Below are 15,085 nucleotides of genomic sequence, written 5' to 3' on the forward strand. Positions count from 1 at the left end.
CATGCCTGTGCGGCACCCTCATCCTAGGGGTGAGTAAACACTTACTCACCCGACGAACGCGAGGAGCAGCAGATGAAGATCGCCGTCCTGGGTGCCACGGGCCGCACCGGCCGCCTGGTCGTCGAGGAGGCACGCCGCCGTGGCCACCACGTGGTCGCCGTCGTGCGCGACCCGGCCCGGCTGCGCGGGCTGACGCCCGACGACGTCGCGACGGCGGACGGCCTCGACGCCCCCGCGGTCACCGCCGCGCTCGCGGGGGCCGACGCCGTCGTCTCCGCGGTGGGCCCGGTGCCGGGCAGCGAGGCGGGGGTGCAGGGGGAGCTCACCCGGGTGCTGGTGCGCGCCGCCCGCGACGCCGGGGTGCGCCGCGCCGTCGTCGTGACCGCGAGCGGCTGGGTGGTGGACGGCGACGACCCGCTGTCCCGATACCTGGCCAAGCCGATCCTGGCCCGGGCGCTGCGCGACGCGAACGCGGGCTTCGCCGTCGCGGAGCCGGCGGTGCGGGAGTCGGGGCTCGACTGGACGATCGTGCGGCCGCCCATGCTGCGCGACGGCGCGGGCCGCGGCCGCTACCACCAGCGCCGGGACGGCAACGTCCGGTGGCGCTGGTCGATGCGCCGCGCCGACCTGGCAGCGGCGGTCTGCGACCTGCTGGAGGACCCGACGGCCGTCGGTACGACGGTGTCCGTCGCGGGCTGAGCGTACGGTCGGCCCGGGCGGCGCCGGGATGTCGGCCGCGGAGCCTAGGCTTGGTCCACGATGACCTCCCTGTTCGACAGCCTGTCCCTGCCCGGGTTCGACCACGCCGCGAAGGACGACACCGCACGCCTGCCGTCCACCGCGCCGCGCTGGGACGACGACGCCGCCGACCCGGAGTCCGGCGCGCCCGCGTGGGTGCGCGACGCCGCGGTGGAGGCGCACGACGGCGCCCACGACGGCGGCGCGGCCGAGGGGCGGCCGCGGTCGCGGGGGGCGTTCTCGCACCTGGACCCCGACGCCCTGCTGGACGGGCTGAACCCGCAGCAGCGGGCCGCCGTCGAGCACGCGGGCTCGCCGCTGCTCATCGTCGCGGGCGCCGGGTCCGGCAAGACGCGCGTGCTCACGCACCGCATCGCGTACCTGCTGGCCACGGGCCGGGCGCGGGCGGGGGAGATCCTCGCGATCACGTTCACCAACAAGGCCGCGGCCGAGATGCGCGAGCGCGTCGAGCACCTGGTGGGCCCGGCCGGCGGGCGGATGTGGGTCTCGACGTTCCACTCCGCCTGCGTGCGGATCCTGCGCAAGGAGGCCAAGACCCTCGGCCTGCGCTCCAGCTTCTCCATCTACGACGCGGCGGACTCGCAGCGCCTCATCACGCTGGTGACGCGCGAGCTGGACCTCGACGCGAAGAAGTACCCGGCGCGCTCGCTGGCGCACAAGATCAGCGACCTCAAGAACGAGCTGATCGACCCCGAGACGTACGCGCAGAGCTCGGGCGCCGACGCCACGGAGGAGGGCTGGCGCGAGCGCGCCGCCCGCGCCGCGTCGTCGGGCTCGCTGCCGTCCCAGGCGCCGGAGTTCGACACCGTGCTGGCCGACGTCTACCGCCGCTACCAGCAGCGCCTGGCGCAGGCGAACGCGCTCGACTTCGACGACATCATCATGACGACGGTGAACCTGCTGCAGGCGTTCCCGAACGTCGCGGAGCACTACCGGCGCCGGTTCCGGCACATCCTGGTGGACGAGTACCAGGACACGAACCACGCGCAGTACATGCTGGTGCGGGAGCTCGCGGGTGCCACCGTGGACGGGCCCGGCGTCGACGGCCTCGACCCGGCGGAGCTGACCGTCGTGGGCGACGCCGACCAGTCGATCTACGCGTTCCGCGGCGCCACGATCCGCAACATCGTGGAGTTCGAGGAGGACTACCCGGACGCCACGACGATCCTGCTGGAGCAGAACTACCGGTCCACGCAGACGATCCTCACGGCCGCGAACGCCGTCATCTCGCGCAACCCGGACCGCAAGCCCAAGCGGCTGTGGACCGACGCGGGCGCGGGGGAGAAGATCGTCGGCTACGTGGCCGACGACGAGCACGGCGAGGCGCGGTTCGTCGCGGAGGAGATCGACCGGCTCGGCGACTCCGACGGCGTGCGCCCCGGGGACGTCGCGGTGTTCTACCGCACCAACGCGCAGTCCCGTGCGCTGGAGGAGGTGCTGATCCGCGTCGGCCTGCCGTACAAGGTGGTGGGCGGCACCCGGTTCTACGAGCGCCGCGAGATCAAGGACGCCGTCGCCTACCTGCGTGCGCTGGCGAACCCGGACGACGACGTCAACCTGCGTCGCGTGCTCAACGTGCCCAAGCGCGGCCTGGGGGACAAGGCCGAGTCGCTCGTGGCGTCGTTCGCGGACCGCGAGCGCATCTCCTTCGGGGCGGCGCTCGAGCGCGCCGACGAGATCGGCGGCATGACGTCCCGCACGTCCAAGCCGCTCACGGCGTTCCGCGACATGATGCGCGAGCTGCGCGCCCTCGTCGACGACGGCGAGCCGCCCGCCACGATCCTCGGCGCGGTCCTCGACCGGACGGGCTACCTCGCGGAGCTGCGCGCGTCCGACGACCCGCAGGACGCGTCCCGCGTCGAGAACCTCGCCGAGCTGCACGCCGTCGCGGCGGAGTTCAGCGAGCTGGACCCCGAGGGCGACCTCGCCGACTTCCTCGAGCGCGTGTCGCTGGTGGCCGACGCCGACCAGATCCCCGACGAGGACGTGGCCGACGGCGAGGCGGAGCAGGAGCCCAAGGAGGACCAGGGCGTCGTCACGCTGATGACCCTGCACACCGCCAAGGGCCTGGAGTTCCCCGTCGTCTTCCTCACGGGCATGGAGGACGGCACGTTCCCGCACATGCGGTCGCTGCACGACGACTCCGAGCTCGCCGAGGAGCGGCGGCTGGCGTACGTCGGGATCACGCGCGCCCGGCAGCGGCTGTACATCTCGAGGTCGGCGGTGCGGTCCGCCTGGGGGGCGCCCAACGAGTTCCCGCCCAGCCGGTTCCTCGAGGAGATCCCCGACGAGCTCTGGGACTGGCGCCGGCGCGAGTCGTCCACCCAGTACCTGCGCCGCGGCGGGTCCGCGTGGGGTGGTCAGGCACGGGGCGGCACGGCACGGAGCGGGTCGGCACGCGGTGGGGCGGGCTCGTCGGGCAGCACCTGGTCGCCTCAGCGGCGCTCGCCGTCCGAGGGTGTCGGCGGGCGGATCGGCCGGCCGAAGGAGGCGGGCACGACGACGGCGAGCACGGGCGCGACGTTCGGCTCCGCGACCCCGCGCAAGGACGCGGACGTGCCGTCGCTCGACGTCGGCGACAAGGTGACGCACGACGCGTACGGCCTCGGCACGGTCGTGTCGCTGGAGGGGAGCGGCCCGAACTCCGTCGCGCGGATCGACTTCGGCGCGGACGGCACCAAGCGGCTGCTGTTGCGGTACTCGCCGGTCACCAAGCTCTGACCTCGCCGGGCGGGGGCGTGCCGCCGCTGGCATCGTGACCGTGTGCTGCTGGACGCGAGGACGCTGCGCGGCCTGGCCGACGGGACGGTCACCCACACCTACCGCCGGTGGGCCGTGGTGCGGGTGCGTCCTGGGTCGACGATGCGCACCCGGGTGGGCGTGGTCGAGGTGACGGCCGTGGACCCGGTGACCCTGGAGAGCGTCGACGACGCCGGCGCCCGCGGGGCGGGCTTCCGGTCGGTGGCCACGGCCCGGGCATGGATCGAGCGGCGCGGCGAGGGCGACCTGTACCGCGTGGGCCTGCGCCTGGCCGGGCCGGACCCGCGGGTCGCGCTGCGGGAGGACGACGACCTCGACGCCGCGGCCGTGGACGCGATCCGCGCCCGCCTCGCGCGCATGGACCGCGCGGCGCCCGAGCCGTGGACGCGCGCCTACCTGGAGCTCGTCGCGGCGCGGCCGGCCGTCGTCGCGCGCACCCTGGCCGAAGGGCTGGGCATGGAGCGCGACCCGTTCAAGATCCGCGTGCGCCGGCTCAAGGAGCTGGGCCTCACGGAGAGCCTCGACGTCGGGTACCGGCTGTCGCCTCGCGGCCGCGCGTACCTGGCGGCCACGGCCGGCGACGCGTCGGTCAGGGACGCGCCGTCGGCGCGCTGACGGCGGCGCAGGCCGGACAGGTCAGGCGTCGCAGGTCAGGCCGCGCGCGACTCGTGCTCGGCGGCGGCGCGGAGTGCGGCGACGTCGCTGCCCGCGTCGTGCAGGGCCGACTCGAGGATCCGGCCGCCGGGGCAGTCGGCACGCAGGAGGCCCAGGAGCAGGTGCCGGTCGTCGATCCCCTTGTCGCCGAGGCGCACCGCCTCACGCAGCGAGAGCTCCAGCGCCTTGCGCGCGTCGGCGGTGAAGGGCCAGTGCTTGCGCCGACGCGAGCCCTTGCGGGCGGCCCGGTCGAGCGCGCCCTTGCCGAAGGTCTCGTCGGCGCGCCGGCTGACCTCGTCGAGGTCGATCCCGACCGCCGCGAGCGCCTCGGCGTCGAGCACCTCACCCCGTCGGACGGCGTCGCGGGCGCGCGCGGCGACGTCGTCGGGCCTGACGCCGCAGCTCACGAGCGCGGCGGGGGTGCGCCCTGTGCCCTCGGCGAGCGTGATCACCAGGTGTCGGGTGTCGATCGACTCGGAGCGCTCGCGCTCCGCGATCTCCGTGGCGCCCTGCACCGCCGTGCGCGCCTCCTTCGTGAACCTCTCGAACATCAGATCCTCCTGCCGTGCTTCTTGTGGACCGCCTGCTTGGTCACGCCGAGCGCGTCCGCGACGTCCTGCCACGACCAGCCGAGCTGTCGCGCGCGTTCCACCTGGAGCGTCTCGAGGCGGTCCGCCAGGTCGCGCAGCGCGCGGACGGCGCGGAGCCCTTCCGTGGGGTCGTCGCCGGCGGCCGCGCCGACGAGCGTCTTCTCCGTCATGCCGTCAACTATGGTTGACGAGACGAGCACATGTCAACCCTGGTTGACGCTGCGGTCTGTCAGGACGGGCGCGCGGTATTCCCCGCGGCGGCCCTGACAACTCGGGCGGGTCGCTGTGGGATCGGTCACCTGCGGCGGGGGAATGCAGGGCCGATGTTCCCGGCGTCGTGCCGGTCGGACTACCCTGTTCGGGGATGTCTTGATGTCGAGACATCCGTTCGTGCCGGCCTCTGCCGACCCAGGGGCACCACCGATGGAAGGACGCAGCAGGGTGGACCTGTTCGAATACCAGGCTCGCGACATCTTCGAGAAGCACGGCGTGCCCGTGCTCGGCGGCGTCGTCGCGACGACGCCCGAAGAGGCTCGCGCAGGTGCAGAGAAGCTCGGCGGCGGGACCGTCGTCGTCAAGGCCCAGGTGAAGGTCGGTGGCCGCGGCAAGGCCGGCGGCGTCAAGCTGGCCCACTCCCCGGCGGAGGCCGAGGAGAAGGCCGGCGAGATCCTCGGGATGGACATCAAGGGCCACACGGTCCACCGCGTGATGATCGCGCAGGGCGCCAAGATCGCCGAGGAGTTCTACTTCTCCGTGCTCCTGGACCGCGCGAACCGCAACTACCTCGCCATGTGCTCCGTCGAGGGCGGCATGGAGATCGAGCAGCTCGCCGTCGAGCGCCCCGAGGCGCTCGCCCGTGTCGCCGTCGACCCGATCGTCGGCATCGACGAGGCCAAGGCGCGCGAGATCGTCGACGCCGCCAACTTCGCCGAGGACCTCAAGGCCCCCGTCGCCGACGTCATCCAGAAGCTCTGGACCGTCTTCACGGCCGAGGACGCCACCCTCGTCGAGGTGAACCCGCTGGTCCGCACCGAGGACGGCTCGATCGTCGCCCTCGACGGCAAGGTCACCCTCGACGACAACGCCTCCGAGGTGCGCCACCCGGACCACGAGGCGCTCGAGGACAAGGCCGCGGCGGACCCGCTGGAGGCCAAGGCCAAGGAGAACGGCCTCAACTACGTCAAGCTCGACGGCGAGGTCGGCATCATCGGCAACGGCGCGGGGCTCGTCATGAGCACCCTCGACGTCGTCGCCTACGCCGGCGAGGAGCACGGCGGCGTGAAGCCGGCGAACTTCCTCGACATCGGCGGCGGCGCGAACGCCACCGTCATGGCGAACGGCCTGGACGTCATCCTCAACGACCCGCAGGTCAAGAGCGTGTTCGTCAACGTCTTCGGCGGCATCACCGCCTGCGACGAGGTCGCCAAGGGCATCGTCGGCGCGCTGGAGATCCTCGGCGACGAGGCCAGCAAGCCGCTGGTCGTGCGCCTCGACGGCAACAACGTGGACCTCGGCCGCGCCATCCTGCGCGAGGCGAACCACCCGCTGGTCACCCTGGCCGAGACCATGGACGGCGGCGCGGCCAAGGCCGCCGAGCTCGCCCACCTCTGAGCGCCCCGCCGACGTCGAAAGCAGAGATTTCAGAACCATGTCGATCTACCTGAACAAGGACAGCAAGATCATCGTCCAGGGCATCACCGGCGGGATGGGTGCCAAGCACACCGCCCTGATGCTCGACTCCGGCGCGCAGATCGTGGGCGGCGTGAACGCCCGCAAGGCCGGCACCACCGTGACCCACAAGGACCACGAGGGCAACGACGTCACGCTGCCCGTCTTCGGCACCGTCAAGGAGGCCATGGCGGAGACCGGCGCGAACGTGTCGGTCCTGTTCGTGCCCCCGGCGTTCACGAAGGACGCGGCCATCGAGGCCGTCGACGCCGAGATGCCGCTGATCGTCGTCATCACCGAGGGCGTCCCGGTGCAGGACTCGGCCGAGGTCTTCGCCTACCTCCAGGGCAAGAAGACCCGCATGATCGGCCCGAACTGCCCCGGCATCATCACGCCGGGCGAGTCGCTGGCCGGCATCACGCCGCACACCATCACGGGCAAGGGGCCGATCGGCCTCGTGTCGAAGTCGGGCACCCTGACCTACCAGATGATGTACGAGCTGAAGGACCTCGGGTTCTCGACCGCCATCGGCATCGGCGGCGACCCGGTCATCGGCACCACGCACATCGACGCGCTCGAGGCCTTCGAGAACGACCCGGAGACCCAGGCGATCGTCATGATCGGCGAGATCGGCGGCGACGCCGAGGAGCGTGCGGCGGCGTACATCAAGGAGCACGTCACGAAGCCGGTCGTCGGCTACGTCGCGGGCTTCACCGCCCCCGAGGGCAAGACGATGGGCCACGCCGGCGCCATCGTCTCGGGCTCGGCGGGCACCGCGCAGGCCAAGAAGGAGGCCCTCGAGGCCGTGGGCGTGAAGGTCGGCAAAACGCCGTCCGAGACCGCCGAGCTCATGCGCGAGATCCTCAAGTCGCTCTGACGCTCTGACACCACGCACGACGGCGTCCGTCCCTCCGGGGGCGGGCGCCGTCTGTGTGTCTGCGGGGTTCTGCCGGGCGCCCGGGTGACGATGAGCCGGTGAGCGCACCACCCGGCACCCGCACCGCCCGCACCGCCCGGACCGTCGACGGCGACCGTCCCGCGCGGACCCTCGGCCGGGGGAGCGAGCGGTTCGCGGCCGCGACGTCGGGCGCGTGGTCCACCGTGCAGGGTGTCGTGCTGTCCGGGGCGGTCGTCGTGCTGCTCGCCGTGGTCGGGGTGCTGGGCGGGTCGCCGGACTCCGCGTGGACGGGGGCCGTCGGCGTCGCCACGGGCCTGTGGCTGCTGGGGCACGGTGTGCCGATCGACGCGGGCGGCGGCGTGATCACGCTCGTGCCGCTCGGGATCGGCGCCCTTGCCGTGTTCACCACCTACGTGTCCGTGAAGCGGTCCGCGCTGCCCACCCTGGCGGCCTGGGTCGCGGCGACCATGACCTATGCCGCCCTGACCGTCGCCCTCGCCGCGGCGACCGCGGGCGTGGCGGGGGGCGACGGGCTCGCCGCCGCCGGGCCCCGGCTGGCCCTCGCGGCGCTCGGCGGCGCCGTGGTCGGCGGGGCGGGCGCCGCGCTCGGCGTCCTCGTGCCGCCGGACCGGCCCGAGGTCGTCGTCCCCGGCGGCCTGCTCGACCGCCTGGTGCCCGACGTCGCCCGGCTGGGCCTGCAGGCGGGCACGGTCGCGCTCGTCGCCCTGACCGGGACGGGTGCGGCGCTCACCCTCGTGTGGGTCGTGGCCGGGCGGGCGACGTCGGAGGACGTGGTGACCGGCCTCGACCCGGGCTGGATCGGCGGGGTCGTGTTCGCCGTCGCGCAGCTCGCGCTGCTGCCCAACCTCGTGCTGTGGGCGACGTCGTGGATCGCCGGCCCGGGGTTCGCCGTCGGGCAGGGCACCGTGTTCGCCCCGGGCGGCACGGAGGCCGGCCCCCTGCCCGCCGTGCCGCTGCTGGGCGCGCTGCCCGGCCCCGACTGGTCCGGCCCGACGGCGACGGTCGCCGGCCCGCTGGTCGTCGTGGCCTGCGGCGCGCTCGCCGGCTGGTTCGCGTGGCGGCGGCTCGACCCCGAGCGGGTCCGCTGGGTCGACCTGGCCCAGGTGCTCGCGGGGGTGGTGCTGCTCGCGGGCGTCATGACCGGGGTGCTGCAGCACTGGGCCGGGGGCGCGGCGGGCGCAGGACGGCTGGCGCAGGTGGGCGCGGACCCGCTGCTGACCGGTGCGGTCGTGGCCGTCGAGGTCGGGGTCGGGGCGGCGGTCGTGCTGGCGAGCGCGCACGCGCAGGTCGGTGCGCGGCTGCGTCGGGAGTAGGGCGCGGACGCCTCCGAGGCCGCCACGGGGCGACGAAGGGTGCGCGGGTAGGGTGACGTCGTGCAGACCCCGTCCGGCCACCCCGTCGCGTCCACCTCCGCCCAGGGCACGGCCCAGGCCCGGCTCGTCGTCCTGGCCTCCGGCGGGGGCTCCAACCTCGCGGCCCTGCTCGCCGCCCACGACGACGCCGCGTACGGCGCCCGCGTCGTCGGCGTCGTCTCCGACAAGCCCGGCGCCGGGGCGCTCGACCTGGCCCGCGACGCGGGCGTGGCGTCGGTCGTCGTGGCCCCGCAGGACTTCGACGACCGCCCCGCCTGGAACGTCGGCATGGCCGAGGCCGTCGCCGTCTTCCGGCCCGACTACGTCGTGCTCGCCGGGTTCATGCGCATCCTCGCGCCCTCGTTCGTCGAGCGGTTCTCCGGGCGGATCGTCAACACGCACCCCGCGCTGCTGCCGTCGTTCCCGGGCGCGCACGGCGTGCGCGACGCCCTCGCCTACGGCGTGAAGGTCAGCGGGTGCACCGTGCACGTGGTCGACACCGGCGTCGACACCGGTCCGATCCTCGCGCAGGCCACCGTGCCCGTGCTCGACGGCGACGACGAGGCGGCCCTGCACGAGCGGATCAAGGTCGCCGAGCGCGCCCTGCTCGTCGAGACCGTCGGCCGTGTCGCCCGGGACGGGCTGCGCGTCGACGGGCGGCGCGCGATCGTCGGCTGAGGTCGCTCGACCTTCGACCGTCAGCCCTTCGGCGCCTGCGCGCCGTCGCCGTCGCCCTCCGCCGTCGTGTCGTCGCGCGGGCCCAGCACGGTGACCACCTGGTAGGTCTCGCGCGGGATCTTCGTGTTCTCACGGGCCTTCGCCAGGTTCTCCTCGCTCCAGCGTTCGACGAGCGCGGACAGCTCCTGCGCCATCTCGTCCGCCTCGTCCTTGGTGAGGAGGAGCGTCGTGAGCAGGAACTGCCGCCGGGCGCCGCCATCGTCCCGCGCGTCGTGCGTGAAGACGTCGGAGATCCATCGCAGCGCGGGCCGCAGGATCGCCGTCCCGGCTGCGGGGGAGTTCGACTTGATCTGATAAGTCTCCGCCACGTTGGTCCACACGCGGTCGCGCTTGTCGCGCGCGTGCTCCGGCGCCTCGACGATGAGCCCGACCTTGGCGAGCACGCGCAGGTGGAAGCTCACCGAGTTGGCGGGCTGTCCGATTGCCTCGGCGAGGTCCGCCGCGCGTGCGTGCCCCACTACGGACAGCTGCATGAGGATCCGCTGACGGACGGGGTTCGCGATGGCGCGCAGCGCCGCGGGCTCGCTGATCTCCATGGTTTCCAGCACGGGGCGAGCCTAGCAAGAATCCCGCAACATCAGATGCGCAATTATTATTGCGCAATAGATGTTGCGGGTCTAGCGTCGTGCTCATGACCGAGACCCTGACGGCCGCAGCGCCGTCCACCGCGAGCGAGAACGCCACCGCCGGCGCACCCCGGACGCTCGCGCCGCTGCGCCGCAACCGGCCGTATTTGCTGCTGATGTCCGGCCTCACCACCCAGTCGCTGGGCGGCAGCATCACCAAGTTCGCCGTGCCGCTTCTGGCGCTGCAGCTCACCGGCTCGCCGACCGCCGCGGGGGTCGTGGCGGCGATCGGGCAGACGGGGGCGCTGCTCGCGGCGCTGCCGGCCGGCGTCGTCGCGGACCGCACGGACCGGCGCCGGCTGGTCGTCGTGGCCGCGAGCGTGGCGGCCTTGCTGTGGGGGACGGTCGTGGTCGCGGGGGTCCTCGGCGGGCTCACCGCGTGGCATCTCGTCGTAGTCCTCTTCGGTGCGGCGGTCGCCACCGCGTTCCTCGACCCGGCCATCAGCGGCGCGTTCCGCGCCGTCGTCCCGCAGCCCCAGCTGCCCACCGCGTACGCCGCCGCGCAAGGGCGCGACGCCGTCGCCGGGATGCTCGGCGGACCGCTGGGCGGCGCGCTCTACGGTGTCGCGCAGGTGGTGCCGATGCTCGGGGCCGTCGTAGGAGACGCGGCTACGGCCGTGTGCGCGTTCTTCGTCAAGCAGCCCCTGGGTGGCGACGACGCCGCAGCCCGCGCCACCCGTCCGCTCGACGCCTTGAAGCAGGGACTGCGCTTCGTGTGGGCGGTGCCGCTGTTCCGTGCGTGCCTGGGTCTGTTCGTCGCGGTCAACGTCGCGCTGGGCGGGATGATGATCGGCATCAGTCTGGAGCTCGCCAGCACGGGCGTGCCGCCGGTGCTGATCGGCGTCTTCAACATGGTCGCGGCGGGCTCGATGCTCCTCGGCTCGCTGCTCGCGCCGCGCCTCGTCGCGCGGCTGCGGCTCGGCACCGTGACCGTGGTGTCCCTCGGGGTGCTGGTCGCCGCGTTCGCGGGCATGGCCCTCGTGCAGACCTACCTCGCGTACGTCGTGCTCATCGGGGTGGGCGCCCTGCTCATCCCGGCCGTCAATGCCGCGATGGCGGGCTACACGGCGGCGATCACGCCGGGAGAGATGCAGGGGCGGCTGGCGTCGGTGCTCGGGCTCAGCGGGGTGGCCGCGATGCCGTTCGCGCCGCTGGTCGGCGGCAGCCTCCTGGGGGCGGGCGGCATCGGCGTCGTGCTCTGGACCCTCGTCGCGCTGCTCGCCGCGACGGTCGTGGGGCTGTGCCTGGTGCGGTCGCTGTGGCGGGTGGGCACGCCCGACACCTGGGCCGACGACGCCCTCCCGCTGCCGGCCGAGTGACGCCCCGAGCCGTCAGGGCCGGGGCGGGTGTGTCCCGCCCCGGCCCTGACGGCTCGCCGGGCTGTCAGACCGCCGACCAGCCGCCGTCCGACGCGAGGATCGCGCCGTTGAGGTTCACGGCGTCCGTCGAGAGCAGGAAGGTGATCGACGCGGCGAGGTGCTCCGCCGTCGCGATGCCGGGGATGTTGCCCATGTACCGGCCCAGCCGCGCGCCGCCGAACTCGGCCTGCGTGGGCACCTGGATGCCGGTGGCCACCCCGCCCGGGGCGACGGCGTTCACCTGCACGCCCGAGCCCGCGTACATGACGGCGGACGACTTGGTGAGACCGACGACGGCGTGCTTCGACGCCGTGTACGCGGCGCCCGCGGCGGACCCGCGCAGCCCCGCCTCGGAGGCCACGTTGACGATGCGGCCGCGGCCCGCGGCGAGCATCCCGGGCAGGACGGCGCGCATGAGGCGCATGGTGCCGTCGACGTTCACGCGCATGACGCGCTCCCACACCGCGTCGGTGAGCTCGTGCACCGCGCCCATGTCGTCCATGATCCCGGCGACGTTGGCGAGGGCGTCGACCCGTGCGCCGGCGGTGCGCACGATCTCCTCGACGGACGCGGCCGAGGTGATGTCGCCGGCGACGGTGACGACCTCGGCGTCCGGGAGGGAGGCCGCGAGCTCGTCGAGCTTCTCCTTCGCCAGGTCGACGGCGACGACGCGCCCGCCCTCGCGGGCCACGCGGGAGGCGACGGCGCGGCCGATGCCGGAGGCCGCGCCCGTGACGACGACGGTCTGGCCCGCGAAGCGGCCCGGCGTGACCTGCTCGGCCCAGGCCGCGGGGGCGGGGGAGCCGCCGTCGGCGGCGTCGGCGTCGTCGGGCGCCTGCTCGCGGTAGGCGGCGACGAGGCCGTCGACCATCTCGGCGGGGAACTGCCCGTTCGACAGGGCGACGAGCTGCTCGAGCGGCAGGTTGCGCGCCGGGGCGAGCGCCTCGGCCGACGCGCCGGCCTGCTCGAGGACGGCGCCGAGGATGCGGCCCCCGACGGGGTGGTCGAGCCACTCGCCGACGGTCGAGGATGCGGACAGGGCCATGGTGGTCTCCTTCGCTGGTGGATGCCGAACTCGTCGGACAACGAACCGGACAACTAACCGGACAACTCTGTCCGGTTGCTAGTCTATTCCGGTGCCCACCGCCCGGAGCAACCCGCACCCGTCCGCCCGGAGCAACCCCGGCCCCGCGGCGGCGCCCCGCAACCGTGCGGCGCTCCTGGAGGCGGCGCACGCGGTCTTCGCCGAGTCCGGCACGGCCGCGCCGCTCAGCGCGGTCGCGCGCCGCGCCGGCGTCGGGCAGGGCAGCCTCTACCGACACTTCCCGGACCGCGTCTCCCTCGTGGCCGCCGTCGTCGAGGAGAACGTGGACGCGCTGGAGGCGGCGTCGGCCGCGGGCGCCGCGCTGCCGGAGCTCCTCGGGCTCGTGACGCGGCACGCCATCGAGTCCGTCGGGGTGGTCGACCTGCTGGTCGAGGACCGGCCGGGGCGCATGCTGGAGCTGCGCGAGCGGGTCGCGGCCGTGCTCGCCGCGCACCACCAGGCGGCGCTCGAGGCCGGGCAGGTGCCCGCCGGCACCACCGTCGAGGACCTCATGCTCGGCGTCGAGCTCGTGGCCGGCGCGCTCACCCGGCGGCCCGCGGCGGACCGCGCGGACACGGCGGCCCGGGCCTGGCGCCTGCTCGGCATGGAGGTGGCGCTGCCGTGACCCCTGTCGCGACCGATGTCGTGACCCCCGTCGTGACTCGTGAGGACGACGTTCGGTAGACTCGCCGCGGCCGTGACTGGCGAGGGTGGGTCACCACCGGGGAGCGGCCGACACGTCCCGCCATGCGCGCCGCCCGCCTGGGTGCGAGGGTCTTTCCGCGAGAACCCGCCCGAGGAGAAGACACTCATGTCCGGAGCACCCACCGCCCCCGACGTCCAGCTCGCCGACGACGCGCAGCGCCCCGTGCGCCGTGCGCTGCTCAGCGTCTACGACAAGACCGGCCTGACCGAGCTCGCCACCGCCCTGCACGCCGCGGGCGTGGAGCTCGTCTCCACCGGCTCCACGGCCACGAAGATCGCCGACGCCGGCGTCCCCGTCACCCGCGTCGAGGAGCTCACCGGCTTCCCCGAGTGCCTCGAGGGGCGCGTCAAGACGCTGCACCCCCGCGTGCACGCCGGCATCCTGGCCGACACCCGCAAGGCCGACCACCTCGCCCAGCTCGCCGACCTCGGCATCGAGACGTTCGAGCTCGTCGTCGTGAACCTGTACCCGTTCGCGGCCACGGTCGCGTCCGGCGCCGGCCCGGACGAGGTCGTCGAGCAGATCGACATCGGCGGGCCCTCGATGGTCCGCGCCGCGGCGAAGAACCACCCGAGCGTCGCCGTCGTCGTCGACCCGGCGCGGTACGACGACGTGGTCGCCGCGGTCCAGGGCGGCGGCTTCACGTTCGCGCAGCGCAAGCGCCTCGCGGCCGCCGCGTTCGCGCACACCGCGCAGTACGACGTCGCCGTCTCCTCCTGGTTCGCGAGCGCCTACGCGCCCGACGAGACGGCGCTCGAGTCGCACATGCCCGACGTCGCGGGCGCCACGTTCGAGCGCGCCGCCGTCCTGCGCTACGGCGAGAACCCGCACCAGCGGGCCGCGCTGTTCACCCGGACCGACGGCGGCACCGGCCTCGCCCAGGCCACTCAGCTGCACGGCAAGGCGATGAGCTACAACAACTACGTCGACGCGGACGCCGCGTGGCGCGCCGCGCACGACCACGAGGGCCCCGCGGTGGCGGTCATCAAGCACGCGAACCCCTGCGGCATCGCCGTCGGCGACGACATCGCGCAGGCGCACGCCCGCGCGCACGCCACCGACCCCGTGTCCGCGTACGGCGGCGTCATCGCGGCCAACCGGGTCGTCACGAAGGCCGCTGCGGAGCAGATCGCGCCCGTGTTCACCGAGGTCGTCGTGGCCCCGGGCTTCGAGCCCGAGGCCCTGGAGATCCTCCAGGCCAAGAAGAACGTGCGCCTGCTCGTCGTGGACACGCCGCCGCACGCCGTCGCGGAGAACCGACCGATCTCGGGCGGGATGCTCGTCCAGGAGGTCGACCGGTTCCAGGCCGAGGGCGACGACCCCGCGTCGTGGACGCTCGCCGCCGGCGAGGCGGCCGACGAGGCCACCCTCGCCGACCTGGCGTTCGCGTGGAAGGCCGTCCGCGCCGCCAAGTCCAACGCCATCCTGCTCGCCTCGGGCGGCGCCGCCGTCGGCATCGGCATGGGCCAGGTCAACCGCGTCGACTCCTGCCGACTGTCCGTCGAGCGCGCGAACACGCTCGCCGACGGGCAGGAGCGGGCGCGCGGCGCGGTCGCCGCGTCCGACGCGTTCTTCCCCTTCGCCGACGGTCTGCAGGTGCTGCTCGACGCCGGCGTCCGCGCCGTCGTGCAGCCCGGCGGTTCCATCCGCGACGCCGAGGTGATCGAGGCGGCCCAGGCCGCCGGCGTGACGATGTACCTCACCGGGACGCGCCACTTCGCGCACTGACCCCTGCCGAACAGGCGGTTGCGCACGTTCTCCGCTCCGAGAACGTGCGCCACCCCCCGTTCTTCTTTCGGGGGGGAAAACGGAACTGACCCCGGGGGCGGGGTCGGTTGACCGCGAAGAATTCCGACGTGTTTTCTTTCCCC

14 protein-coding genes are annotated in these 15,085 nt (G+C 74.0%); 10 read left to right on the plus strand and 4 right to left on the minus strand.

What is annotated here, in order from left to right:
- Positions 1–72 precede the first annotated feature (72 nt).
- The 3 genes from ACFVS0_RS17275 to ACFVS0_RS17285 are packed head-to-tail and all read left to right on the plus strand — an operon-like array spanning position 73 to position 4,134.
- Positions 73–699 carry an NAD(P)-dependent oxidoreductase gene (locus tag ACFVS0_RS17275; protein ID WP_430550399.1) on the plus strand — a complete coding sequence of 209 codons (627 nt, stop codon included), beginning with the start codon at positions 73–75 and terminating at the stop codon, positions 697–699.
- A 60-nt stretch (positions 700–759) separates the two neighbouring features.
- On the plus strand, positions 760–3,480 hold the full coding sequence (locus tag ACFVS0_RS17280) for a UvrD-helicase domain-containing protein (RefSeq protein WP_430588629.1): 2,721 nt from the start codon (positions 760–762) through the stop codon (positions 3,478–3,480).
- A 42-nt stretch (positions 3,481–3,522) separates the two neighbouring features.
- Complete coding sequence (locus ACFVS0_RS17285; protein WP_430550397.1) at positions 3,523–4,134, plus strand: hypothetical protein; 612 nt, start codon at positions 3,523–3,525, stop codon at positions 4,132–4,134.
- A 35-nt stretch (positions 4,135–4,169) separates the two neighbouring features.
- On the opposite strand, the gene ACFVS0_RS17290 is transcribed toward ACFVS0_RS17285, so the two are convergent.
- Both ACFVS0_RS17290 and ACFVS0_RS17295 read right to left on the minus strand, forming a co-directional pair.
- Positions 4,170–4,724 carry a Clp protease N-terminal domain-containing protein gene (locus tag ACFVS0_RS17290; RefSeq protein ID WP_430564638.1) on the minus strand — a complete coding sequence of 185 codons (555 nt, stop codon included), beginning with the start codon at positions 4,722–4,724 and terminating at the stop codon, positions 4,170–4,172.
- Positions 4,724–4,933 (minus strand): RNA polymerase subunit sigma-70, encoded by a 210-nt coding sequence (locus tag ACFVS0_RS17295; protein ID WP_430550395.1) that lies wholly within the window; start codon positions 4,931–4,933, stop codon positions 4,724–4,726. Before ACFVS0_RS17295 ends, ACFVS0_RS17290 begins: the two co-directional genes overlap by 1 nt.
- A 271-nt stretch (positions 4,934–5,204) precedes the next feature.
- On the opposite strand from ACFVS0_RS17295, the gene sucC reads away from it, so the two are divergent.
- From sucC to purN, 4 genes are all read left to right on the plus strand, one after another.
- The gene (sucC, locus tag ACFVS0_RS17300; RefSeq protein WP_430550394.1) at positions 5,205–6,374 is read left to right on the plus strand and encodes an ADP-forming succinate--CoA ligase subunit beta; all 1,170 of its coding nucleotides are present in this window, start codon (positions 5,205–5,207) and stop codon (positions 6,372–6,374) included.
- A gap of 37 nt (positions 6,375–6,411) precedes the next feature.
- Entirely contained in the window at positions 6,412–7,308 is an 897-nt protein-coding gene (sucD, locus tag ACFVS0_RS17305) for a succinate--CoA ligase subunit alpha (RefSeq protein WP_429766179.1), read from the plus strand.
- Positions 7,309–7,406: 98 nt separating this feature from the next.
- The gene (locus tag ACFVS0_RS17310; protein ID WP_430588630.1) at positions 7,407–8,663 is read left to right on the plus strand and encodes a DUF6350 family protein; all 1,257 of its coding nucleotides are present in this window, start codon (positions 7,407–7,409) and stop codon (positions 8,661–8,663) included.
- A 60-nt stretch (positions 8,664–8,723) separates the two neighbouring features.
- Positions 8,724–9,380: a phosphoribosylglycinamide formyltransferase gene (gene purN, locus ACFVS0_RS17315; protein WP_430564640.1), complete on the plus strand. Its 657-nt coding sequence runs from the start codon at positions 8,724–8,726 to the stop codon at positions 9,378–9,380.
- 20 nt (positions 9,381–9,400) lie between these two features.
- Here the strand turns inward: purN and ACFVS0_RS17320 are convergent, their stop codons facing one another.
- A complete protein-coding gene (locus ACFVS0_RS17320; protein ID WP_430588631.1) occupies positions 9,401–9,988 on the minus strand; it encodes an ArsR/SmtB family transcription factor in 588 nt (195 codons plus the stop codon).
- Between the two features lie 83 nt (positions 9,989–10,071).
- Between ACFVS0_RS17320 and ACFVS0_RS17325 the strand changes: the two genes are divergently transcribed.
- On the plus strand, positions 10,072–11,385 hold the full coding sequence (locus ACFVS0_RS17325) for an MFS transporter (protein ID WP_430564642.1): 1,314 nt from the start codon (positions 10,072–10,074) through the stop codon (positions 11,383–11,385).
- A 64-nt stretch (positions 11,386–11,449) separates the two neighbouring features.
- Here ACFVS0_RS17325 and ACFVS0_RS17330 read toward each other — a convergent pair whose 3' ends face one another.
- A complete protein-coding gene (locus ACFVS0_RS17330; protein ID WP_430588632.1) occupies positions 11,450–12,469 on the minus strand; it encodes an SDR family NAD(P)-dependent oxidoreductase in 1,020 nt (339 codons plus the stop codon).
- 91 nt (positions 12,470–12,560) lie between these two features.
- Here ACFVS0_RS17330 and ACFVS0_RS17335 point away from each other — a divergent pair, with 91 nt between their 5' ends.
- Positions 12,561–13,133 carry a helix-turn-helix domain-containing protein gene (locus ACFVS0_RS17335; protein WP_430550388.1) on the plus strand — a complete coding sequence of 191 codons (573 nt, stop codon included), beginning with the start codon at positions 12,561–12,563 and terminating at the stop codon, positions 13,131–13,133.
- Between the two features lie 186 nt (positions 13,134–13,319).
- On the plus strand, positions 13,320–14,942 hold the full coding sequence (purH, locus tag ACFVS0_RS17340) for a bifunctional phosphoribosylaminoimidazolecarboxamide formyltransferase/IMP cyclohydrolase (RefSeq protein ID WP_430550387.1): 1,623 nt from the start codon (positions 13,320–13,322) through the stop codon (positions 14,940–14,942).
- The last annotated feature ends 143 nt before the right edge of the window (positions 14,943–15,085 follow it).

It is taken from the genome of Isoptericola sp. NPDC058082, from assembly GCF_042885055.1.
Taxonomy (GTDB): domain Bacteria; phylum Actinomycetota; class Actinomycetes; order Actinomycetales; family Cellulomonadaceae; genus Isoptericola.

Excerpts from the sequence above, each read along its gene's own strand:
- ACFVS0_RS17275 (WP_430550399.1), top strand. The coding sequence starts at position 73 with ATGAAGATCGCCGTCCTGGGTGCCACGGGCCGCACCGGCCGCCTGGTC.
- ACFVS0_RS17280 (WP_430588629.1), top strand. The coding sequence starts at position 760 with ATGACCTCCCTGTTCGACAGCCTGTCCCTGCCCGGGTTCGACCACGCC.
- ACFVS0_RS17290 (WP_430564638.1), bottom strand. The coding sequence starts at position 4,724 with ATGTTCGAGAGGTTCACGAAGGAGGCGCGCACGGCGGTGCAGGGCGCC.
- ACFVS0_RS17295 (WP_430550395.1), bottom strand. The coding sequence starts at position 4,933 with ATGACGGAGAAGACGCTCGTCGGCGCGGCCGCCGGCGACGACCCCACG.
- sucD (WP_429766179.1), top strand. The coding sequence starts at position 6,412 with ATGTCGATCTACCTGAACAAGGACAGCAAGATCATCGTCCAGGGCATC.
- ACFVS0_RS17325 (WP_430564642.1), top strand. The coding sequence starts at position 10,072 with ATGACCGAGACCCTGACGGCCGCAGCGCCGTCCACCGCGAGCGAGAAC.
- ACFVS0_RS17330 (WP_430588632.1), bottom strand. The coding sequence starts at position 12,469 with ATGGCCCTGTCCGCATCCTCGACCGTCGGCGAGTGGCTCGACCACCCC.
- purH (WP_430550387.1), top strand. The coding sequence starts at position 13,320 with ATGTCCGGAGCACCCACCGCCCCCGACGTCCAGCTCGCCGACGACGCG.